The organism is Streptomyces aquilus (assembly GCF_003955715.1).
Classification (GTDB): Bacteria; Actinomycetota; Actinomycetes; order Streptomycetales; family Streptomycetaceae; genus Streptomyces; species Streptomyces aquilus.
Genome location: NZ_CP034463.1, coordinates 8536243 through 8552006 on the forward strand (window position 1 = coordinate 8536243; position 15764 = coordinate 8552006).

Annotated in this window: 14 protein-coding genes; 3 read left to right on the top strand and 11 right to left on the bottom strand. The window is 71.0% G+C overall.

Annotation, left to right across the window (positions count from 1 at the left end; all coding sequences use genetic code 11):
* The first annotated feature begins 54 nt into the window (after positions 1-54).
* Entirely contained in the window at positions 55-2205 is a 2151-nt protein-coding gene (locus EJC51_RS39040; RefSeq protein WP_425276820.1) for a galactose-binding domain-containing protein, read from the top strand.
* Here EJC51_RS39040 and EJC51_RS39045 read toward each other — a convergent pair.
* The 8 genes from EJC51_RS39045 to EJC51_RS39075 form a co-directional block, all read right to left on the bottom strand.
* A complete protein-coding gene (locus EJC51_RS39045; RefSeq protein WP_207924698.1) occupies positions 2177-2989 on the bottom strand; it encodes an ABC transporter ATP-binding protein in 813 nt (270 codons plus the stop codon). The genes EJC51_RS39040 and EJC51_RS39045 overlap by 29 nt on opposite strands.
* 20 nt (positions 2990-3009) lie before the next feature.
* Positions 3010-3789, bottom strand: a complete 780-nt coding sequence (locus EJC51_RS39050) for an ABC transporter permease (RefSeq protein ID WP_126275392.1) — start codon at positions 3787-3789, stop codon at positions 3010-3012.
* Entirely contained in the window at positions 3786-4559 is a 774-nt protein-coding gene (locus EJC51_RS39055) for an ABC transporter permease (protein ID WP_126275393.1), read from the bottom strand. The genes EJC51_RS39050 and EJC51_RS39055 overlap by 4 nt, the downstream gene beginning before the upstream one ends.
* The gene (locus tag EJC51_RS39060; protein WP_126275394.1) at positions 4556-5527 is read right to left on the bottom strand and encodes an ABC transporter substrate-binding protein; all 972 of its coding nucleotides are present in this window, start codon (positions 5525-5527) and stop codon (positions 4556-4558) included. The genes EJC51_RS39055 and EJC51_RS39060 overlap by 4 nt, the downstream gene beginning before the upstream one ends.
* Positions 5528-5673: 146 nt before the next feature.
* Positions 5674-6612, bottom strand: coding sequence for a PDR/VanB family oxidoreductase (locus EJC51_RS39065; RefSeq protein ID WP_126275395.1), 939 nt, complete (start codon positions 6610-6612; stop codon positions 5674-5676).
* Positions 6605-6775: a hypothetical protein gene (locus EJC51_RS47975; protein WP_165951103.1), complete on the bottom strand. Its 171-nt coding sequence runs from the start codon at positions 6773-6775 to the stop codon at positions 6605-6607. Before EJC51_RS47975 ends, EJC51_RS39065 begins: the two co-directional genes overlap by 8 nt.
* Entirely contained in the window at positions 6772-7845 is a 1074-nt protein-coding gene (locus EJC51_RS39070; protein WP_126275396.1) for an aromatic ring-hydroxylating oxygenase subunit alpha, read from the bottom strand. The genes EJC51_RS47975 and EJC51_RS39070 overlap by 4 nt, the downstream gene beginning before the upstream one ends.
* A gap of 135 nt (positions 7846-7980) precedes the next feature.
* A complete protein-coding gene (locus EJC51_RS39075) occupies positions 7981-8604 on the bottom strand; it encodes a DJ-1/PfpI family protein (protein WP_126275397.1) in 624 nt (207 codons plus the stop codon).
* 99 nt (positions 8605-8703) lie between these two features.
* Between EJC51_RS39075 and EJC51_RS39080 the strand changes: the two genes are divergently transcribed.
* The gene (locus tag EJC51_RS39080) at positions 8704-10041 is read left to right on the top strand and encodes an aminotransferase-like domain-containing protein (protein WP_126275398.1); all 1338 of its coding nucleotides are present in this window, start codon (positions 8704-8706) and stop codon (positions 10039-10041) included.
* Here EJC51_RS39080 and EJC51_RS39085 read toward each other — a convergent pair.
* Positions 10038-11366, bottom strand: a complete 1329-nt coding sequence (locus EJC51_RS39085; protein ID WP_126275399.1) for a hypothetical protein — start codon at positions 11364-11366, stop codon at positions 10038-10040. The genes EJC51_RS39080 and EJC51_RS39085 overlap by 4 nt on opposite strands.
* Positions 11367-11641: 275 nt before the next feature.
* On the opposite strand from EJC51_RS39085, the gene EJC51_RS39090 reads away from it, so the two are divergent.
* Positions 11642-13696, top strand: a complete 2055-nt coding sequence (locus tag EJC51_RS39090; RefSeq protein ID WP_126275400.1) for a phosphocholine-specific phospholipase C — start codon at positions 11642-11644, stop codon at positions 13694-13696.
* Positions 13697-13710: 14 nt separating this feature from the next.
* Here the strand turns inward: EJC51_RS39090 and EJC51_RS39095 are convergent, their stop codons facing one another.
* Together EJC51_RS39095 and EJC51_RS39100 are read right to left on the bottom strand one after the other, a co-directional pair.
* Positions 13711-14772: a DMT family protein gene (locus EJC51_RS39095; RefSeq protein WP_126275401.1), complete on the bottom strand. Its 1062-nt coding sequence runs from the start codon at positions 14770-14772 to the stop codon at positions 13711-13713.
* Positions 14769-15584, bottom strand: coding sequence for a phosphatase PAP2 family protein (locus EJC51_RS39100; protein WP_126275402.1), 816 nt, complete (start codon positions 15582-15584; stop codon positions 14769-14771). Before EJC51_RS39100 ends, EJC51_RS39095 begins: the two co-directional genes overlap by 4 nt.
* Positions 15585-15764: the final 180 nt, after the last annotated feature.

Below are 15764 nucleotides of genomic sequence, written 5' to 3' on the forward strand. Positions count from 1 at the left end.
GAACCCGCACCCCCACCAAGAAGGGATCAGCACATGCAGACATCTGTCAGGAGCATGCCATCTGCTGCTTCGGCTGCCATGGTCGTCGCCCTCTCCGCCGGCCTCCTCACAGCCATCACCCCCACCGCCCACGCGGCCCCGGGCGCCTCCCTCCCCTTCACCTCGGTCGAGGCCGAGTCCGCGACCACCACCGGCACGAAGATCGGCCCCGACTACACCCAGGGCACCCTCGCCTCCGAGGCGTCCGGGCGGCAGGCGGTACGGCTGACCTCCGGCCAGCGTGTCGAGTTCACCGTGCCGCGCGCGGCCAACGCCGTGAACCTCGCCTACAGCGTCCCCGACGGTCAGTCCGGCTCGCTCGACGTGTACGTCAACGGCACCAAGCTCGCCAGGACCCTGGCCGTCACCTCCAAGTACTCCTACATCGACACGAGTTGGATCCCCGGCGCCAAACAGCACCACTTCTTCGACAACGCCCGCCTGTTGCTCGGCCAGAACGTCCAGGCGGGCGACAAGGTCGCCTTCCAGGCCACCGGCACGCAGGTCACCGTGGACGTCGCCGACTTCGAGCAGGTCGCCGCCGCTGCCACGCAGCCCGCCGGGTCCGTCTCCGTCACCTCCAAGGGCGCCGACCCCAGCGGCAACGGCGACTCCACGCAGGCCTTCCGGGACGCCATCTCCGCCGCGCAGGGGGGAGTGGTGTGGATCCCGCCCGGTGACTACAAGGTGACGTCCGCGCTGAGCGGGGTGCAGAACGTGACCCTGCAAGGGGCCGGAAGCTGGCACACCGTCGTGCACACCTCCCGCTTCATCGACCAGTCAGGCTCGTCCGGCGGCGTCCACATCAAGGACTTCGCGGTCATCGGCGAGGTCACCGAACGCGTCGACTCCAACCCGGACAACTTCGTCAACGGGGCGCTGGGACCCGGCAGTTCGGTCTCCGGGATGTGGCTCCAGCATCTCAAGGTCGGCCTCTGGCTGATGGGCAACAACGACAACCTCGTCGTCGAGAACAACCGCTTCCTCGACACCACCGCCGACGGTCTCAACCTCAACGGCAACGCCCGTGGCGTCCGCGTCCGCAACAACTTCCTGCGCAACCAGGGCGACGACGCGCTCGCCATGTGGTCGCTGTACGCGCCGGACACCAACAGCAGCTTCGAGAACAACACCATCAGCCAGCCGAACCTGGCCAACGGCATCGCGATCTACGGCGGCACCGACATCGCCGTGAAGAACAACCTGGTCTCCGACACCAACGCCCTCGGCAGCGGCATCGCGATCTCCAACCAGAAGTTCCTTGACCCGTTCTCACCCCTCGCGGGCACGATCACGGTCGACGGCAACACCCTCGTCCGCACCGGCGCGATGAACCCCAACTGGAACCACCCGATGGGGGCTCTGCGCGTCGACTCCTACGACAGCGCCATCAACGCCACCGTCAACATCACCAACACCACCGTCACCGACAGCCCGTACAGCGCCCTCGAGTTCGTCTCCGGTGGCGGACAGGGATACCCGGTGCGCAACGTCACCGTCGACGGCGCGACCGTCCGCAACACGGGCACGGTCGTCGTCCAGGCGGAGGCCCAGGGCGCCGCCACCTTCCGCAACGTCACGGCGACCTCGGTCGGGTCGGCGGGCGTCTACAACTGCCCCTACCCGGCGAGCTCCGGCACCTTCACGCTCACCGACGGCGGCGGCAACTCCGGCTGGAGCAGTACCTGGTCCGACTGCTCGGCCTGGCCGCAGCCCGGGCAGGGCAACCCGGACCCGGACCCGACCCGCAACCTCGCCAAGGGACGCCCGGCCACCGCGACCGGCTCCCAGGACGTCTACACGCCCGGCAAGGCCGTCGACGGCGACGCGAACAGCTACTGGGAGTCCACCAACAACGCCTTCCCGCAGTCCTGGACCGTCGACCTCGGATCGTCGGCGGCGGTCCGGCGACTCGTGCTGAAGCTGCCGCCGTCCGCGGCCTGGGGCGCGCGCACGCAGACCGTCACCGTGCTGGGCAGCGCCGACGGCTCCGCCTGGTCGACGGTCGTCGGCGCGACCGGCTACCGCTTCGACCCGGCCACCGGGAACACCGCCACGGTCACCCTGCCGAGCGGTACCAACCTGCGCTACCTGCGCCTGTCGGTGAGCGCCAACACCGGCTGGCCCGCCGGCCAGTTCAGTGAAGTGGAGGCGTATCTGTCTTAGCGAGGGACGGCGCCCCGCGCTTCGCCGACTGGATCTGCTCGTACACATGGGTCCGCAGCTCGGCGAAGCGCGGGGCCACCCGGGTGTGCAACTGGTCGCGCTCGTCCGGCAGATCGACCTTGAGCTGCTCCTGCACGACGGTGGGGGAGGAGGAGAGCACGATCACCCGCTGGCCCAGGTACACGGCCTCGTCGATGTCATGGGTGACGAACAGGATCGTGATCCCGCGCTCCCGCCACAGCCCCCGTACGAGGTCCTCCAGGTCGGCCCGGGTCTGGGCGTCCACGGCCGCGAACGGTTCGTCCATCAGCAGCACTTGGGGCTCGTAGGCCAGTGCACGGGCGATCGCGACCCGCTGCTGCATGCCGCCCGAGAGCTGCCAGGGATAGGCCCCGGCGGCGTCCGCGAGACCGACCGACGCCAGTGCGTCGGAGACCAGCTCCCGGCGCCGCGCCTTGCTCAAGCCCTTCTGCTTCAGCGGGAGTTCGACGTTCTCGCCGACCCGCATCCACGGGAACAGACTGCGTCCGTACTCCTGGAAGACGAACGCCATCCCGAGCGGCGGACCGCTCACCTTCTCCCCGGCGAGCCGCACTTCGCCGGCGGTCGGGGTGAGCAGACCGCCCATGCACTTCAGGAGGGTCGTCTTGCCGCAGCCCGACGGGCCGACGAGACAGACGAGTTCGCCCGCCTCGACGGTGAAGGTGAGGTCGCGGACCGCCTCCACCCGGCGCCCTGACCCCTCGTAGACCTTCTTCAGGCCGGAAACGACCAGTGCGTGCATGGACCGCCCTTTCGTGAGGGTCACGGGGACCGCCGGGCCGAGGCCCGCAGACCGTGGTACCAGCCGAGCACCCGTCGCTCGACCACCTGGAAGACCACGGAGAGGAGGAAGCCGAGCAGACCGAGGACCAGGATGCCGGTCCACATGTCGGGGATCGCGAAACTCCGCTGGAACTGCACGACGGTGAAGCCGATGCCGTTGCTGGCGGCGAACATCTCGCTGATGACCATCAGGATGATGCCGATGGACAGCGCCTGGCGGAGCCCCGCGAAGATCTGCGGGCTCGCCGACCGCAGCACCACGTCCTTGAGCCGGGCGACGCCGGAGATGCCGTACGACCGCGCCGTCTCCGCCATCACCGGGTCCACCGCCCGGACGCCCTCCACGGTGTTGAGGAGGATCGGCCAGACGCAGCCGCTGGCGATCACGGCGATCTTCATGGTGTCGCCGATGCCGGCGAACAGCATGATGACCGGCACCAGTACGGGAGGAGGCACCGCCCGCAGGAACTCCAGCACCGGTTCGCAGAACGCCCGCACCCTCCGGTACGAGCCGATGACGGTGCCGATCGCGACACCCACGACCGCGGCGCAGGCGTAACCGGCCGTCAGGCGCAGCAGACTGGGCAGGACGTCGTCCCGGAGACGGTCGGCCGTCCACACGTCCGGGAAGGTCTTGAGGGTGGTCCGCAGCGGCGGCCAGAACACGTTGGTGCTGCCGTCCGAGGCCAGCCACCAGACGCCGACCAGGAGTACGGGCAGCGCGAGCACGAAGAACACCCGCAGCAGGACGCGCCTCACACCGCCACCTCCCCGCGCACCGACTGGTGCCAGGCCAGCGCCCGCCGCTCCACCGCGCGGGCACCCACGTTGATGAGCAGGCCCAGCAGGCCGGTGACCACGACGAGAGCGTACATCTCGGGTACCGCCTGCGAGTTCTGCGCGACCGCGATCCGCTGCCCCAACCCCGGTGCCCCGATGACGAGTTCGGCGGTCACGGCGAGGATCAGCGCGACGGCGGCCGCGAGCCGTACGCCGGTCATGACGTACGGCAGTGCGGTCGGCCACAGTACATGGCGGACCCGGGCCCAGGCGCCGAGACCGTACGACCGTGCCGTCTCCTCGGCGACCGGGTCGACGTCCTGGACGCCGTACAGGACCTGGATCAGCACCTGCCAGAAGGAGGCGTACACGACGAGGAGCAGCACCGACTTCAGTTCGGTGCCGTACAGCAGGACCGCGAGCGGGATCAGCGCGACCGACGGGATGGGGCGCAGGAACTCGATGGTGGAGGCGGTGGCGTCCCGCAGGTACGGGACGACCGAGATGACGACGCCCGCCACGATGCCGGCGGTCGAGGCGATCAGCAGGCCCAGTCCCCAGCCGGTGAGGGTGTCGCCGAGGGCCGTCCAGAAGGTGTCGTCGGAGAGTTCGCCGGCCAGCGCGTCGGCGATCCGGCTGGCGGGCGGGAAGTAGGCCTCCTTGACCAGGCCGAGCCGCGGCACCACCTCGCCCAGCGCCAGGAAGACCGCGAGCCCGGCCGCACCGAGCGCGAGGTTCAGTCCCTTCACGGCAGCAGCTTGTCGAGGTCGGGGGCCGTCTTGAAGAGGCCGTCGTCCTGGCCGAGCTTCGCCAGCGCGTCCAGCGAGGCGCGGTCCGGTTCGGCGGGCCAGGCGGGCAGGGTCACCTTCGCCAGCACGGCCGCCGGGATCTTCGTGTACGTCGTCACGATCGCGCGGGCCTCGTCCGGGTGGGCGTCGGCGTAGGCGAGCGACTCGGCGGCGGCCGCCTTGAACTTCTTGACGACGTCCGGGTGTTGGGATGCGTACGACGTGGAGGTGAAGTACATCGCCACGGTCAGGTTCGGGGCGACGTCGACCAGCGGCGAGGCGATCTCCCGGCCGCCCTGGCTCTTGACCGTGGCCAGCGCCGGCTCGACGACCATCGCCGCGTCGATCTGCCCGCCGTCGAGCGCGGCCGGCATCTGGTCGAAGGCGAGCTCGACGAACTTGACCTTGTCCGGGTCGCTGCCCGCCTTGCGCACCGACTCGCGCACGGCGGTCTCGTTGATGTTCTTCAGGGTGTTGATCGCGACCTTCCTGCCCTCCAGCTGGTCCGCCGACTTGAGCGGGCTGTCACCCTTGACGACGAGCGCGCCGAAGTCCTTGCCCTGCACGCCCGTCGACGCGATGCCGTTGGTGACGACCTTCACCGGCACGTTGTTGGACTGGGCGACCATCAGCGAGGTCGAGTTGGAGAAGCCGAACGGGAACTGACCGCTGGCCACGCCGGGCACGATCGCCGCGCCGCCCTGCGCGAGGGTCATCTCCAGCTCCAGGCCCTGCTTCTTGAAGAAGCCCTTCTTCTGGCCCAGATACAGCGGCGCCACATCGACGATCGGGATCACCCCGACCTTGACCTTGGTGGTGCCGCCGGACGATGACGCACCGTCCGACGACCCCGATCCGTCCGACGAGCCACAGGCCGTCACGGTGACCAGGAATGCTCCGGCCGCGAGAGCGGCGAGCGGGCGACGCATGGCTCCTCCTGTGCAGACTTCGTTGTTCCGACAGGTTGTGCGCGTGGCGCACAGTGGTGCACTGCGCGAAAGTAGAGTCTTTGGCCGCCCTGGTCAATGCCTCCGGCTGACAATATTGTTGACACTTGCTGCCGTGGCGGAGCCCGCTACAGGTCGAGGACGAGCCGCCGTCCCCGGCACCGGGACACACAGATCATCATCGTCTCCCCGGCCTCCTGCTCCTCGTCCGTGAGCACCGAGTCCCGGTGGTCCGGGGTGCCGTCCAGGACGTCGGTCTCACACGTCCCGCAGGTGCCCTCGGTGCAGGAGTACAGCACCTCCACACCGGCGGCGCGCACGGCGTCGAGCACCGAGACGTCCACCGGGACGGTCACGGTCCTGCCGCTCCGCGCCAGCTCGACCTCGAACTCCGTGTCCTGGCCGGTCTCCTGCTCCTTCGGCGTGAACCGCTCCAGATGCAGCAGCCCGGCCGGGCAGCGCGCCTGCACCGCGTCCAGGAGCGGCCCGGGCCCGCAGCAGTAGACGAGCGTGTCCTCGGGTACACCGTCGAGCACCGGGGCGAGGTCGAGGAGACCGGACTCGTCCTGGGGAGCGACGGTGACGCGATCACCGTAACGGCTCAACTCCTCGGTGAACGCCATGGATTGCCGCGTCCGGCCGCCGTAGAGCAGCGACCACTCCGCCCCCGCCGCCTCCGCCGCCGCCAGCATCGGCAGGATCGGGGTGATGCCGATACCGCCCGCGATGAACCGGTAGCGGGGGGCGGGCTTGAGGGCGAAGTGGTTGCGCGGCCCGCGCACGCGGACCTTGTCGCCCTGCCCCAACTGCTCGTGCACATGGGCGGATCCGCCGCGCCCGTCCGGCTCGCGCAGCACGGCTATCCGCCAGCCGGTGGGGTCGGACGGGTCGCCGCACAGGGAGTACTGGCGCTCCAGGCCGGGACCGAGCACGACGTCGACATGGGCGCCGGGCTCCCAGGCCGGGAGGGGTTCGCCGAGCGGGTGGCGCAGGGTGAGGGCGAGCACTCCGTCGGCGGCGAACTCCCGTCGCTCGACGACGAGTTCGGTCTCGTACACGTCAGTCATCGGCTGCCACCTCGTGCCCCTGCGGGTGGGCCAGCATCCACTCCCACATCTCGATCGGGTCCTGCGCGGTGTGCTCGCGGCCGCAGTGACAGGTGCCGTGCAGGACGTCCGTGCCCGGCAGCCAGTCGATGCGGTAGATCTCGCCGGTCGGGGTGTTGCTCACAGGACCTTCTCCACGGGCTTGTCGCCCTCCTCGACCAGCCGGGCGAGGATGCGGCGGGCGGCGAGGCCGCCGGTGTCGATGTTGATGCTGAGTTCCTGGTACCCCGTACGCTCCGAACCGAGCGTCCTTTGCAGCAGGTTGAGGGCGTCGACGTCCTGCATGACGACGGTGTGGTTGTTGCCCCGCAGGAACTCGGTGACGTCGGCGTCGTCCGTCGCCCAGTCCCGCGAGACCGCCCAGAAGTCGTACACCTTGCCGTCCTCGGACGGGGTGATGGCGTAGGTGACCTCGGTGTGGAAGCCGCCCGGGTCGCTGCCGTCCGCCTCGGGCACCACACCGACCGGCGCGACCCGGCTGTGCAGCAGATAGAGGCAGGGCGCGTGGTACTCGATGTCCTGCCAGCGCGTGATCCGCCCCGATATCCCGGTCGACTTGGCGTAGAACGGCGGGCACTCGGCGTCGTCCATGTGCCGGCTCACCCTGACGATGCCCGCGCCCTCGTCGACCTCCGTCGTGATCGGCGTCTCGGCGACCTCCGGGGTGCCGATGTAGCCGCCGTGCAGATACGTCTCGTGGGAGAGGTCGAGGAGGTTGTCGACGAGGAGGCCGTAGTCGGCGTCGATGGGCTCCATGCCGCGCACGGTGACCCAGCCGGGGGAGTCGAGGTGCCGGGCCCGCGGGATGGTGCCGGCGTCGGCGAGCGCCGGGTCGCCGATCCACACCCAGATCAGCGAGTCCTGCTCGACGATCGGGTACGAGGCGACGCGGGCCGTGCGCGGAACGCGCTTCTGCCCCGGCACGTACACACAGGTGCCGCTCGTGTCGTACGTGAACCCGTGGTAGCCGCACACGAGTCGGTCGCCGTCGAGCCGGCTGGGCTTCTCGTGCAGCGGGTAGCGGCGGTGCACGCACCGGTCGGCGAGCGCGACGGGCGTTCCCTCCTCCTCCGTGCGGTAGAAGACGAGCGGTTCACCGAGGATCGTGCGGCCCAGCAGCTCCTCGCGCCCCACCTCATGGCTGTAGGCGGCGACGTACCACTGGTTGCGGGCGAAGGCGGTCGTGTGCGGCATCGTTGCGGCTCCCGTCGGTCGGTGACGGTGTCATCGTCGGGAAGGGCGTCGCGGGGGCGCAATACGGCTTCCGCCTCACGGAAGGGGCGGTGGAGAAGGCCAGTTGAGGGGGAGGGATCCGCCCAGCCCGCTCTCTCAGGCCGTCGCCGTCGCGAGGGCCGGCAGGTACGGGGTGATGGCGCCTCGGGCGCGCTCGACGTACTCCTCCTTCTCGCCGACCGGGGCGACGTAGTGCAGCGCGCTCTCCGCGGCGTCGTGGCCTTCGAGGCGGGCGATGATCCAGGCGGCGAGGTAGGGCGAGGCGAGGCAGCCGCCGGCCGTGGCGATGTTGCCCCGGGCGTAGAAGGGCTGGTTGAGCACCTCGACGCCGGCGGCGACGACCCAGGGCTTGGTGGTGAGGTCGGTGCAGGCGGGGATGTCACGGAGCAGGCCGAGCCTGGCCAGGACGAGCGCGCCGGAGCACTGGGCCGCGATGAGTTGGCGGGCGGGGTCCAGGCCGCGCAGCACGCTCATGATCGCCTCGTCCTCGACGACCTCACGGGTGGCGATGCCGCTGCCGACGATGACGGCGTCGGCGGCGCACGCCTCCTCCAGCGTCGACATCTGCTCGATGGTCACGCCGTTCATGGACGTCACCTTGGGGCTGGGGGTGGCGATGCTGACGCGCCGGCCGTCGGTCTTCACGCGGTTGAGCACGCCGAGGGCGATCAGGGAGTCGAGCTCGTTGTAGCCCTCGAAGGTGAGGATGGCGATGTGCACGGCGGCTGTCCTTTCGACAGGAGTGAGGCCCGGCTGCTCACGACCGTAGGGACCCGTGAACAGGACAGTCAAAGAATTGTCATGGATACACTTCGGCCCATGGCAGCCCCGCGCTACAAGACACTGGTCGACGCGCTCGCGTCCGACATCCGCGCCGGACGGCTCGCCGCGGGCACGCGGCTGCCGACCCACCGCGGGCTCGCCGCGCGGGAGGGCATCGCCGTGGTGACGGCGACCCGGGTCTACGCCGAGCTGGAGGCGATGGGCCTGGTCAGCCGGGAACAGGGCCGCGGCACTTTCGTACGGGACATCGCGGTACCCGCCGGACACGGCATCGATCTACAGGTCGTCGCCACCGACGCGGTCGACCTCAACTTCAACTACCCCTCCCTGCCCGGGCAGGCCGACCTCCTGCGGCAGGCCCTGCGCGGACTCGCCGGCTCCGGCGACCTCGACTCGCTGCTCAGCTACCAGCCCCACCGCGGACGCCCCCAGGACAGAGCCTCCATCGCCCGGCACCTGAGACGCCGGGGCCTCAGCCCGGACCCGGACCAGATCCTCGTCGTCAACGGCGCGCAGCACGGCCTGGCCGTCACCGTCATGGCCACGCTCGGCGCCGGTGACGTCGTCGCGGTCGACGCGCTCACCTACCCGGGCTTCAAGGTGCTCGCGGAAGCCTTCCGGCTGGACCTGGAACCCATCCCCGTCACCCCCGACGGGCCGGACCTCGACGCCCTCGCCCAGGTGTGCGCGCGCCGCCCGGTCCGCGCGATCTACACCATGCCGACCCTGCACAACCCCCTCGGCCGGGTCATGCCGGCCGACGAGCGCACCCGCCTGATCGAGATCGCCCGGCGGCACGGCTCGCTCCTCATCGAGGACGCCTCCTACGCCTACCTGGCCGAGGACCCGCCGCCGCCGCTGGCCGCCACCGCGCCGGACGTCACCGTCCACGTCACGGGACTGTCCAAGAACCTCGCCACCGGCCTCCGGGTCGGCTTCGTCGTCGCCCCCGCGCACCGGGTCCCGGCGCTGGAACGCGCCGTCCGGGCCACCATCTGGAACACCCCGGCCCTCACCACCGCGATCGCCTGCGGCTGGCTCGACGACGGCACGGTCGACCACCTGGAGGCGCGGAAGCGGGACGACGCCAAGGCCCGCCAGGCGATCGCCCGACAGGAGCTGGCGGGCCTGCCCCTGGTCGGCCACCCCTCGTCGTACTTCGTATGGCTGCCGCTGCCCGACGACGCCCGCGCCGACCGGCTGACCGCCACCCTCGCGCGCCGGCACATCTCGGTGAGCACCGCGGAGCCCTTCACCACCACGACCCACACACCACAGGCGCTCCGCCTCGCCCTGGGCTCCACCGACCTCGACCGACTGCGGACGACGCTGCGGACGGTGCGACGAGTCGCCGTCGAGGACGCGTACAGCTAGTCGTCCCGACCGGCCGGTGCCCCCTGTTCGGCGGCCAGCGTGGCCCGGCCCGAGGCGGCGAGCAGGGCGACCAGGGCCAGCACGGCCAGCAGGACGAGCACCAGGAGCAGGATCGTCAGCGCGGTCGGATGGTTCCAGAGGGCGAAGACCAGCGCCACGATCAACAGGGCGGCCAGGGTGATCCACCGCCGGTGGTCCTGCGTCCAGGTCCCGGCCCGCCCGGTGCGCACCTGGTGGCCGTACGCCCAGGTCGCCGCGGAGTCCGCGGTGCGCTCCGACGCCCTGCGCACGGCGACGGGGAGCCGCCCGGGGCCGATGAGATAGGCGCCGAGCGCGATGACGACGCCGAGCACGATGCCGGTCCGCAGACTGACCCGCAGGAAGTGCAGCAGGGTGTCGAAGACCGTCGCCGCGGCGGCCTGGGACTGGATCTGGGGCGGGAGGTGGTCCAGGTAGTAGTGGCGGGCGACGACCAGGGCGATGGCCACGACGAGGCAGGCGAAGGCCGCGCCGAGGGCGGTGCGCGCGAGGGCGCGGCGCCGGCGGTGGGCCAGCAGCACCCCGGCCGCGCCGAGGGCCACGACGAGCACGGGGAACCAGTCGCCGATCACGTCCAGCAGGTGCGCGCCCTTGCGGATCTTGCCGAGCTGGTCGGAGTGGAAGAGCACCATCTGCTTGTCGACGTCGGGGATCTTCGAGGCCGGGGACAGCCCCGCGTCCACCAGTTCCTGTCTGACCCGGTCGACGGCCGTGCCGACGTCGAGCGTCACCGTGCCGCCGCTGACCCCGACGGCACCGCGGCCCTCCCCGGTGAGCGCGTGCACGACGGTGTTGTGGGCGGCCCGGTTGGCGTTCGTCCACACCTTCTCGAAGCGGTCGCTCTCGACGAACCGGGTGGCGACCTTGGTCACCGTGTTGTCGACGGCGGAGTCCAGCTGCGGGCCGAGGTTGCGCACGGCCGCGGCGGCGCGCGGCGGCAGACCCTGCGAGGTCAGCCAGCTCGCGATGTCCGCGGCGGCCTGGTCACCGTCCACGCGTACGTCGGCGGCCGCGCTGATGCGGCGGACGGCCGCGTCCTCGATGGCCGGGTCGTTGGCCAGCGGTTTGACCGTGGCGACGTAGCGGTCGGTGTCGAGCGCGATGTCGTGCACCCACACCGTCAGCAGGGCGACGGGCACGAGGAGGCAGGTCAGCACGATGAGGACGGCCGAGCCCGTGCTCCGCGCGATCCGCCCAGGCCGGGAGCCGCGCCGGGCGGCGCCGTCCGCGGGGGTGGTGTCCTGCGGGGCGGGCGCGGAACCGCTGGGCTCGGGCGGGCCACTCATGGGGTCTCCAACGCTCGGGGTGCGTGCTTGCTCCATTTCCGCCGACAGCGGGCGCGGCGGCACGCCGTGCGAAGCCATTCGGGCGAAAGCGGCCAGGCCCATGGCGTTCGTCACAGGAGGCGGCAGCCTGCCCGGAACACCTCGCGTACCGGCGACTTTCACATCAGCGTCACCGGACCCTTCCCTGACGTTTGGTGCTCTTGGAACACTCGCAGCGCGCACCTTCCGTCACGTTCCGGCCATCCGCACCCCTGGATGAGAGGCAGACCTCACCCATGCCCGAAGTCAATCGGCGCAGATTCCTCCAAGTCGCGGGCGCCACCACGGCGTTCACCGCGCTGTCCAGCAGCATCCAGCGCGCCGCCGCGCTCCCGGCGAACCACCGCACGGGATCGATCGAGGACGTCGAGCACATCGTCGTCCTGATGCAGGAGAACCGCTCCTTCGACCACTACTTCGGCAAGCTGCGCGGTGTCCGCGGCTTCGGGGACCCGCGGCCCGTCAAGCAGGCGAACGGCCAGTCGGTCTGGCACCAGAAGGACGGCGCGGGCAAGGAGATCCTGCCGTTCCGTCCCGACCACGACGACCTGGGCCTGGCGTTCGTCCAGGACCTCCCGCACGGCTGGAACGACGGCCACGCGGCCTTCGCGGGCGGCAAGTACGACAAGTGGGTGCCGTCCAAGGGCTCCACCACGATGGCGTACCTGGAACGCAAGGACATCCCGTTCCACTACGCGCTCGCCGACTCCTTCACCGTCTGCGACGCCTACCACTGCTCGTTCATCGGCTCGACCGACCCCAACCGCTACTACATGTGGACGGGTTACACGGGCAACGACGGCAAGGGCGGCGGCCCCGTCCTCGGCAACGACGAGGCCGGCTACGGCTGGACGACGTACCCCGAACGCCTGGAGCAGGCGGGCGTCTCCTGGAAGATCTACCAGGACGTCGGCGACGGCCTCGACGCGGCCGGTTCCTGGGGCTGGATCAACGACGCCTACCGCGGCAACTACGGCGACAACTCCCTGCTGTACTTCAACCAGTACCGCAACGCCCAGCCGGGCGACCCGCTCTACGACAAGGCCCGCACCGGCACCGACTACACCAAGGGCGAGGGCTACTTCGACCAGCTGCGCGCCGACGTCAAGGCCGGCAAGCTCCCGAAGATCTCCTGGATCGTCGCCCCCGAGGCCTTCACCGAGCACCCCAACTGGCCCGCGAACTACGGCGCCTGGTACATCGCCCAGGTCCTCGACGCGCTGACCTCGGTGCCGGAGGTGTGGGCGAAGACCGCGCTGTTCATCACGTACGACGAGAACGACGGCTTCTTCGACCACGTCGTCCCGGCCTTCCCGCCGGCCTCCGCCGCGCAGGGCAAGTCGACGGTCGACCCGGCGCTCGACCTCTTCAAGGGCGACAGCGGCCATGTCGCCGGCCCCTACGGGCTCGGCCAGCGGGTGCCGATGCTCGTCGTCTCGCCCTGGAGCAAGGGCGGTTACGTCTGCTCCGAGACCCTCGACCACACCTCGATCATCCGGTTCATGGAGCGCCGCTTCGGGGTGCACGAGCCGAACATCTCGCCCTGGCGCCGGACCGTCTGCGGCGACCTGACCGCGGCCTTCGACTTCTCCCGCACGGACGCCAAGCCGGTCGCCCTCCCGGACACCGCCGGCTACGCACCGCCGGACCGCCTGCGCCACCCCGACTACGTGCCGACCCCGCCGGCCCGTCCGGTGCTGCCGAAGCAGGAGCGCGGCCTGCGCCCGGCCCGCCCGCTGAAGTACGCCCCGCGCGTGGACGGTTCCGTCGACGCGGCGGCCGGCAAGTTCACGCTGACCTTCGCCTCCGGCGCCAAGGCGGGCGCGGGCTTCCTGGTCACGTCCGGCAACCGCACCGACGGGCCCTGGACCTACACCACCGAGGCCGGCAAGTCCGTCGCGGACACCTGGAACTCGGCGTACTCCAACGGCTCCTACGACCTGACCGTGCACGGCCCCAACGGGTTCGTGCGCTCCTTCAAGGGTGCCAACAAGACGGCCGGTCCCGAGGTCACCGCGCGGCACTGCGGTGACGATGTCGAGCTGATCCTCAGCAACAAGGGGACCGCGAGCGTCCGCCTGAAGATCGTCAACGGGTACGGCGGTGCCGCCACGTCCGTGACCGTGCGGCCCGGCGCCACCGTCAAGCGCACCGTCGACCTCGCCGCCAGCCGGCGCTGGTACGACCTGACCGTCACCTCCGACGCCGACCCCGCGTTCCTGCGCGGCTTCGCCGGGCACGTCGAGAACGGGCGGCCGGGCGTGAGCGACCCGGCGATCATCGCCGAGTAGCCGGATCAGCCGGATCAGAGAGACGTGAGATGCCCCGGCTGCTTCGGCTGCCGGGGCAGCAGGCCCTGCTCGGTCGCCGCCCTCGCGGACTCCAGGGCGAGTACGGCGGCCACCGGGTGGTCGGTGACGGTGGTCACGGGGTGGTTGGTGGCGGTGGTCACGGGGTGGTCGGTGGCGGTGGCCACCGGGTCGGCGGTGACCCCGTTGGCGGTCGTGGGCCCGCCGGAGGCGACGACCTTGCTGGGCGTCGCCGCCGGTTGCGGTGCCACCCGGCTCAGCAGCACCACACCCCACGCCGCCACGCCCGCTCCGGCCAGCGCCAGCAGGACACCCCCGGCGCCGCCCTGGAGACGTTCACCGAGCAGCGAGAGGCCGATCACCGCGGCGGCCACCGGGTTCGCCAGGGTCACCACCGCGAGCGGGGCGCCGAGGCCGCCCCGGTAGGCGACCTGCGACAGCAGCAGACCGCCCGCCGCGAACGCCGCGACCAGCAGGGCCACGCCGATCACCTGGACGCTCAGCAGGGACTCCGAGCGGTCGGTCGCCGCCACCGTCACCGTCTGGGTGAGCGCCGAGGCGACCCCGGAGGCGAAGCCGGAACCGGTCGCATGGCGCAGTCCGGGGCGGGCGCCTCTGCGGGCCAGCAGACCGATCAGCGCGGCCGTCACACCGGCGACGGCGAGCGCCTCGGGGGTGCTCAGCACGGCGTCGGGCGCCGACCCGGAGGCCGTCACCAGGATCGCGGCCAGCCCGAGCAGCGTGAACGCCGTACCCCGCCACTCCGTCGCGCTGACCCGGCGCCCGGCGACGCGCGCACCCATCGGCACGGCGGCCACCAGGGTGAGCGCGCCGAGCGGCTGCACCACGGTGAGCGGGCCGTACTTCAGGGCCACCACGTGCAGCAGCGCCGCGGAGGCGTTCAGCACGACCGACCACCACCAGGCGCCCGAGGTGATCATCCGTGCCATCCCCGAGCCAGGATCGCGGGCGGCCAGCCGCTCCTGGGCGACCGCCGCGGCCGCGTAGGCGACGGCGGAGAACAGGGACAGGACGACGGCGAGGACGGTGGCGCTCATCGACCCGCTCCGACCAGGACGTTCTTCTCGGCGTCCGCGTCGGCGGGGGCCGGGCTCTCCTGGGCGGGCTCGGTCGCGGCCGCCACGGTCCTTGCCGCCTGCGGGCGGATCACCGCGAGCGCGATGCCGAGCATGGCGGCGGCGACGATCGCGTCGAGCCAGTAGTGGTTGGCGGTGCCGACGATCACCGTCAGGGTCAGCAGCGGGTGCAGCAGCCACAGCCAGCGCCACCGTGACCTGGTCGCCACGATCAGGCCGATCGCCACCATCAGGGCCCAGCCGAAGTGCAGCGAGGGCATCGCCGCGAACTGGTTCGAGAGATGGTCGGTCTGCGGCGGGCCGTACACCGACGGCCCGTACACCTTCGCGGTGTCGACCAGGCCCGCCGCGGCGAGCATGCGCGGCGGGGCCAGCGGGAACGCGAGGTGCACCACCAGGGCGGCGGCGGTGACGGCGGCGAGGACACGGCGGGCCCACACGTAGTGCCCGGGCCGGCGCAGATAGAGCCAGACCAGGAAGGCCGCGGTGGCCGGGAAGTGGATCGTCGCGTAGTAGGTGTTCGCGATGTGCACGAGGGTGTCGCCGTGCAGCAGCAGGTTCTGCACCGAGCCCTCGCCGGGCAGATGGACGGCCCGTTCCAGGTCCCACACGCGGTGCGCGTTGTCGAAGGCCTCGCCGGTGTGCCCCGTCGCCAGCTGGCGGCCGAACTTGTAGACGAGGAAGAGCCCTGCGACGAGCAGGAGCTCACGGACGAGCGGAGGCCGGGCTATCGCCTCGGTCTCTCCTTCTGAAGGCTCGGTGCGGGCATTCATCCCCCGGCCCCTTCGCTGACGGTGGTGCGGGCTGAGCTGGTGACTCCTGGAGCGCCCGTAACTCATCGCGCTCCTCGGTTCCCACTCATCGATACGGGTGCGTACCGATACGCCAGTGTACCGATACGGTCGAGTACCGGTACACTCGAGTATCGATAGACATACGCCACACTGGGAAGC

Excerpts from the sequence above, each read along its gene's own strand:
- EJC51_RS39040 (WP_425276820.1), top strand. The coding sequence starts at position 55 with ATGCCATCTGCTGCTTCGGCTGCCATGGTCGTCGCCCTCTCCGCCGGC.
- EJC51_RS39045 (WP_207924698.1), bottom strand. The coding sequence starts at position 2,989 with ATGCACGCACTGGTCGTTTCCGGCCTGAAGAAGGTCTACGAGGGGTCA.
- EJC51_RS39060 (WP_126275394.1), bottom strand. The coding sequence starts at position 5,527 with ATGCGTCGCCCGCTCGCCGCTCTCGCGGCCGGAGCATTCCTGGTCACC.
- EJC51_RS39065 (WP_126275395.1), bottom strand. The coding sequence starts at position 6,612 with ATGACTGACGTGTACGAGACCGAACTCGTCGTCGAGCGACGGGAGTTC.
- EJC51_RS39070 (WP_126275396.1), bottom strand. The coding sequence starts at position 7,845 with ATGCCGCACACGACCGCCTTCGCCCGCAACCAGTGGTACGTCGCCGCC.
- EJC51_RS39080 (WP_126275398.1), top strand. The coding sequence starts at position 8,704 with ATGGCAGCCCCGCGCTACAAGACACTGGTCGACGCGCTCGCGTCCGAC.
- EJC51_RS39085 (WP_126275399.1), bottom strand. The coding sequence starts at position 11,366 with ATGAGTGGCCCGCCCGAGCCCAGCGGTTCCGCGCCCGCCCCGCAGGAC.
- EJC51_RS39090 (WP_126275400.1), top strand. The coding sequence starts at position 11,642 with ATGCCCGAAGTCAATCGGCGCAGATTCCTCCAAGTCGCGGGCGCCACC.
- EJC51_RS39095 (WP_126275401.1), bottom strand. The coding sequence starts at position 14,772 with ATGAGCGCCACCGTCCTCGCCGTCGTCCTGTCCCTGTTCTCCGCCGTC.
- EJC51_RS39100 (WP_126275402.1), bottom strand. The coding sequence starts at position 15,584 with ATGAATGCCCGCACCGAGCCTTCAGAAGGAGAGACCGAGGCGATAGCC.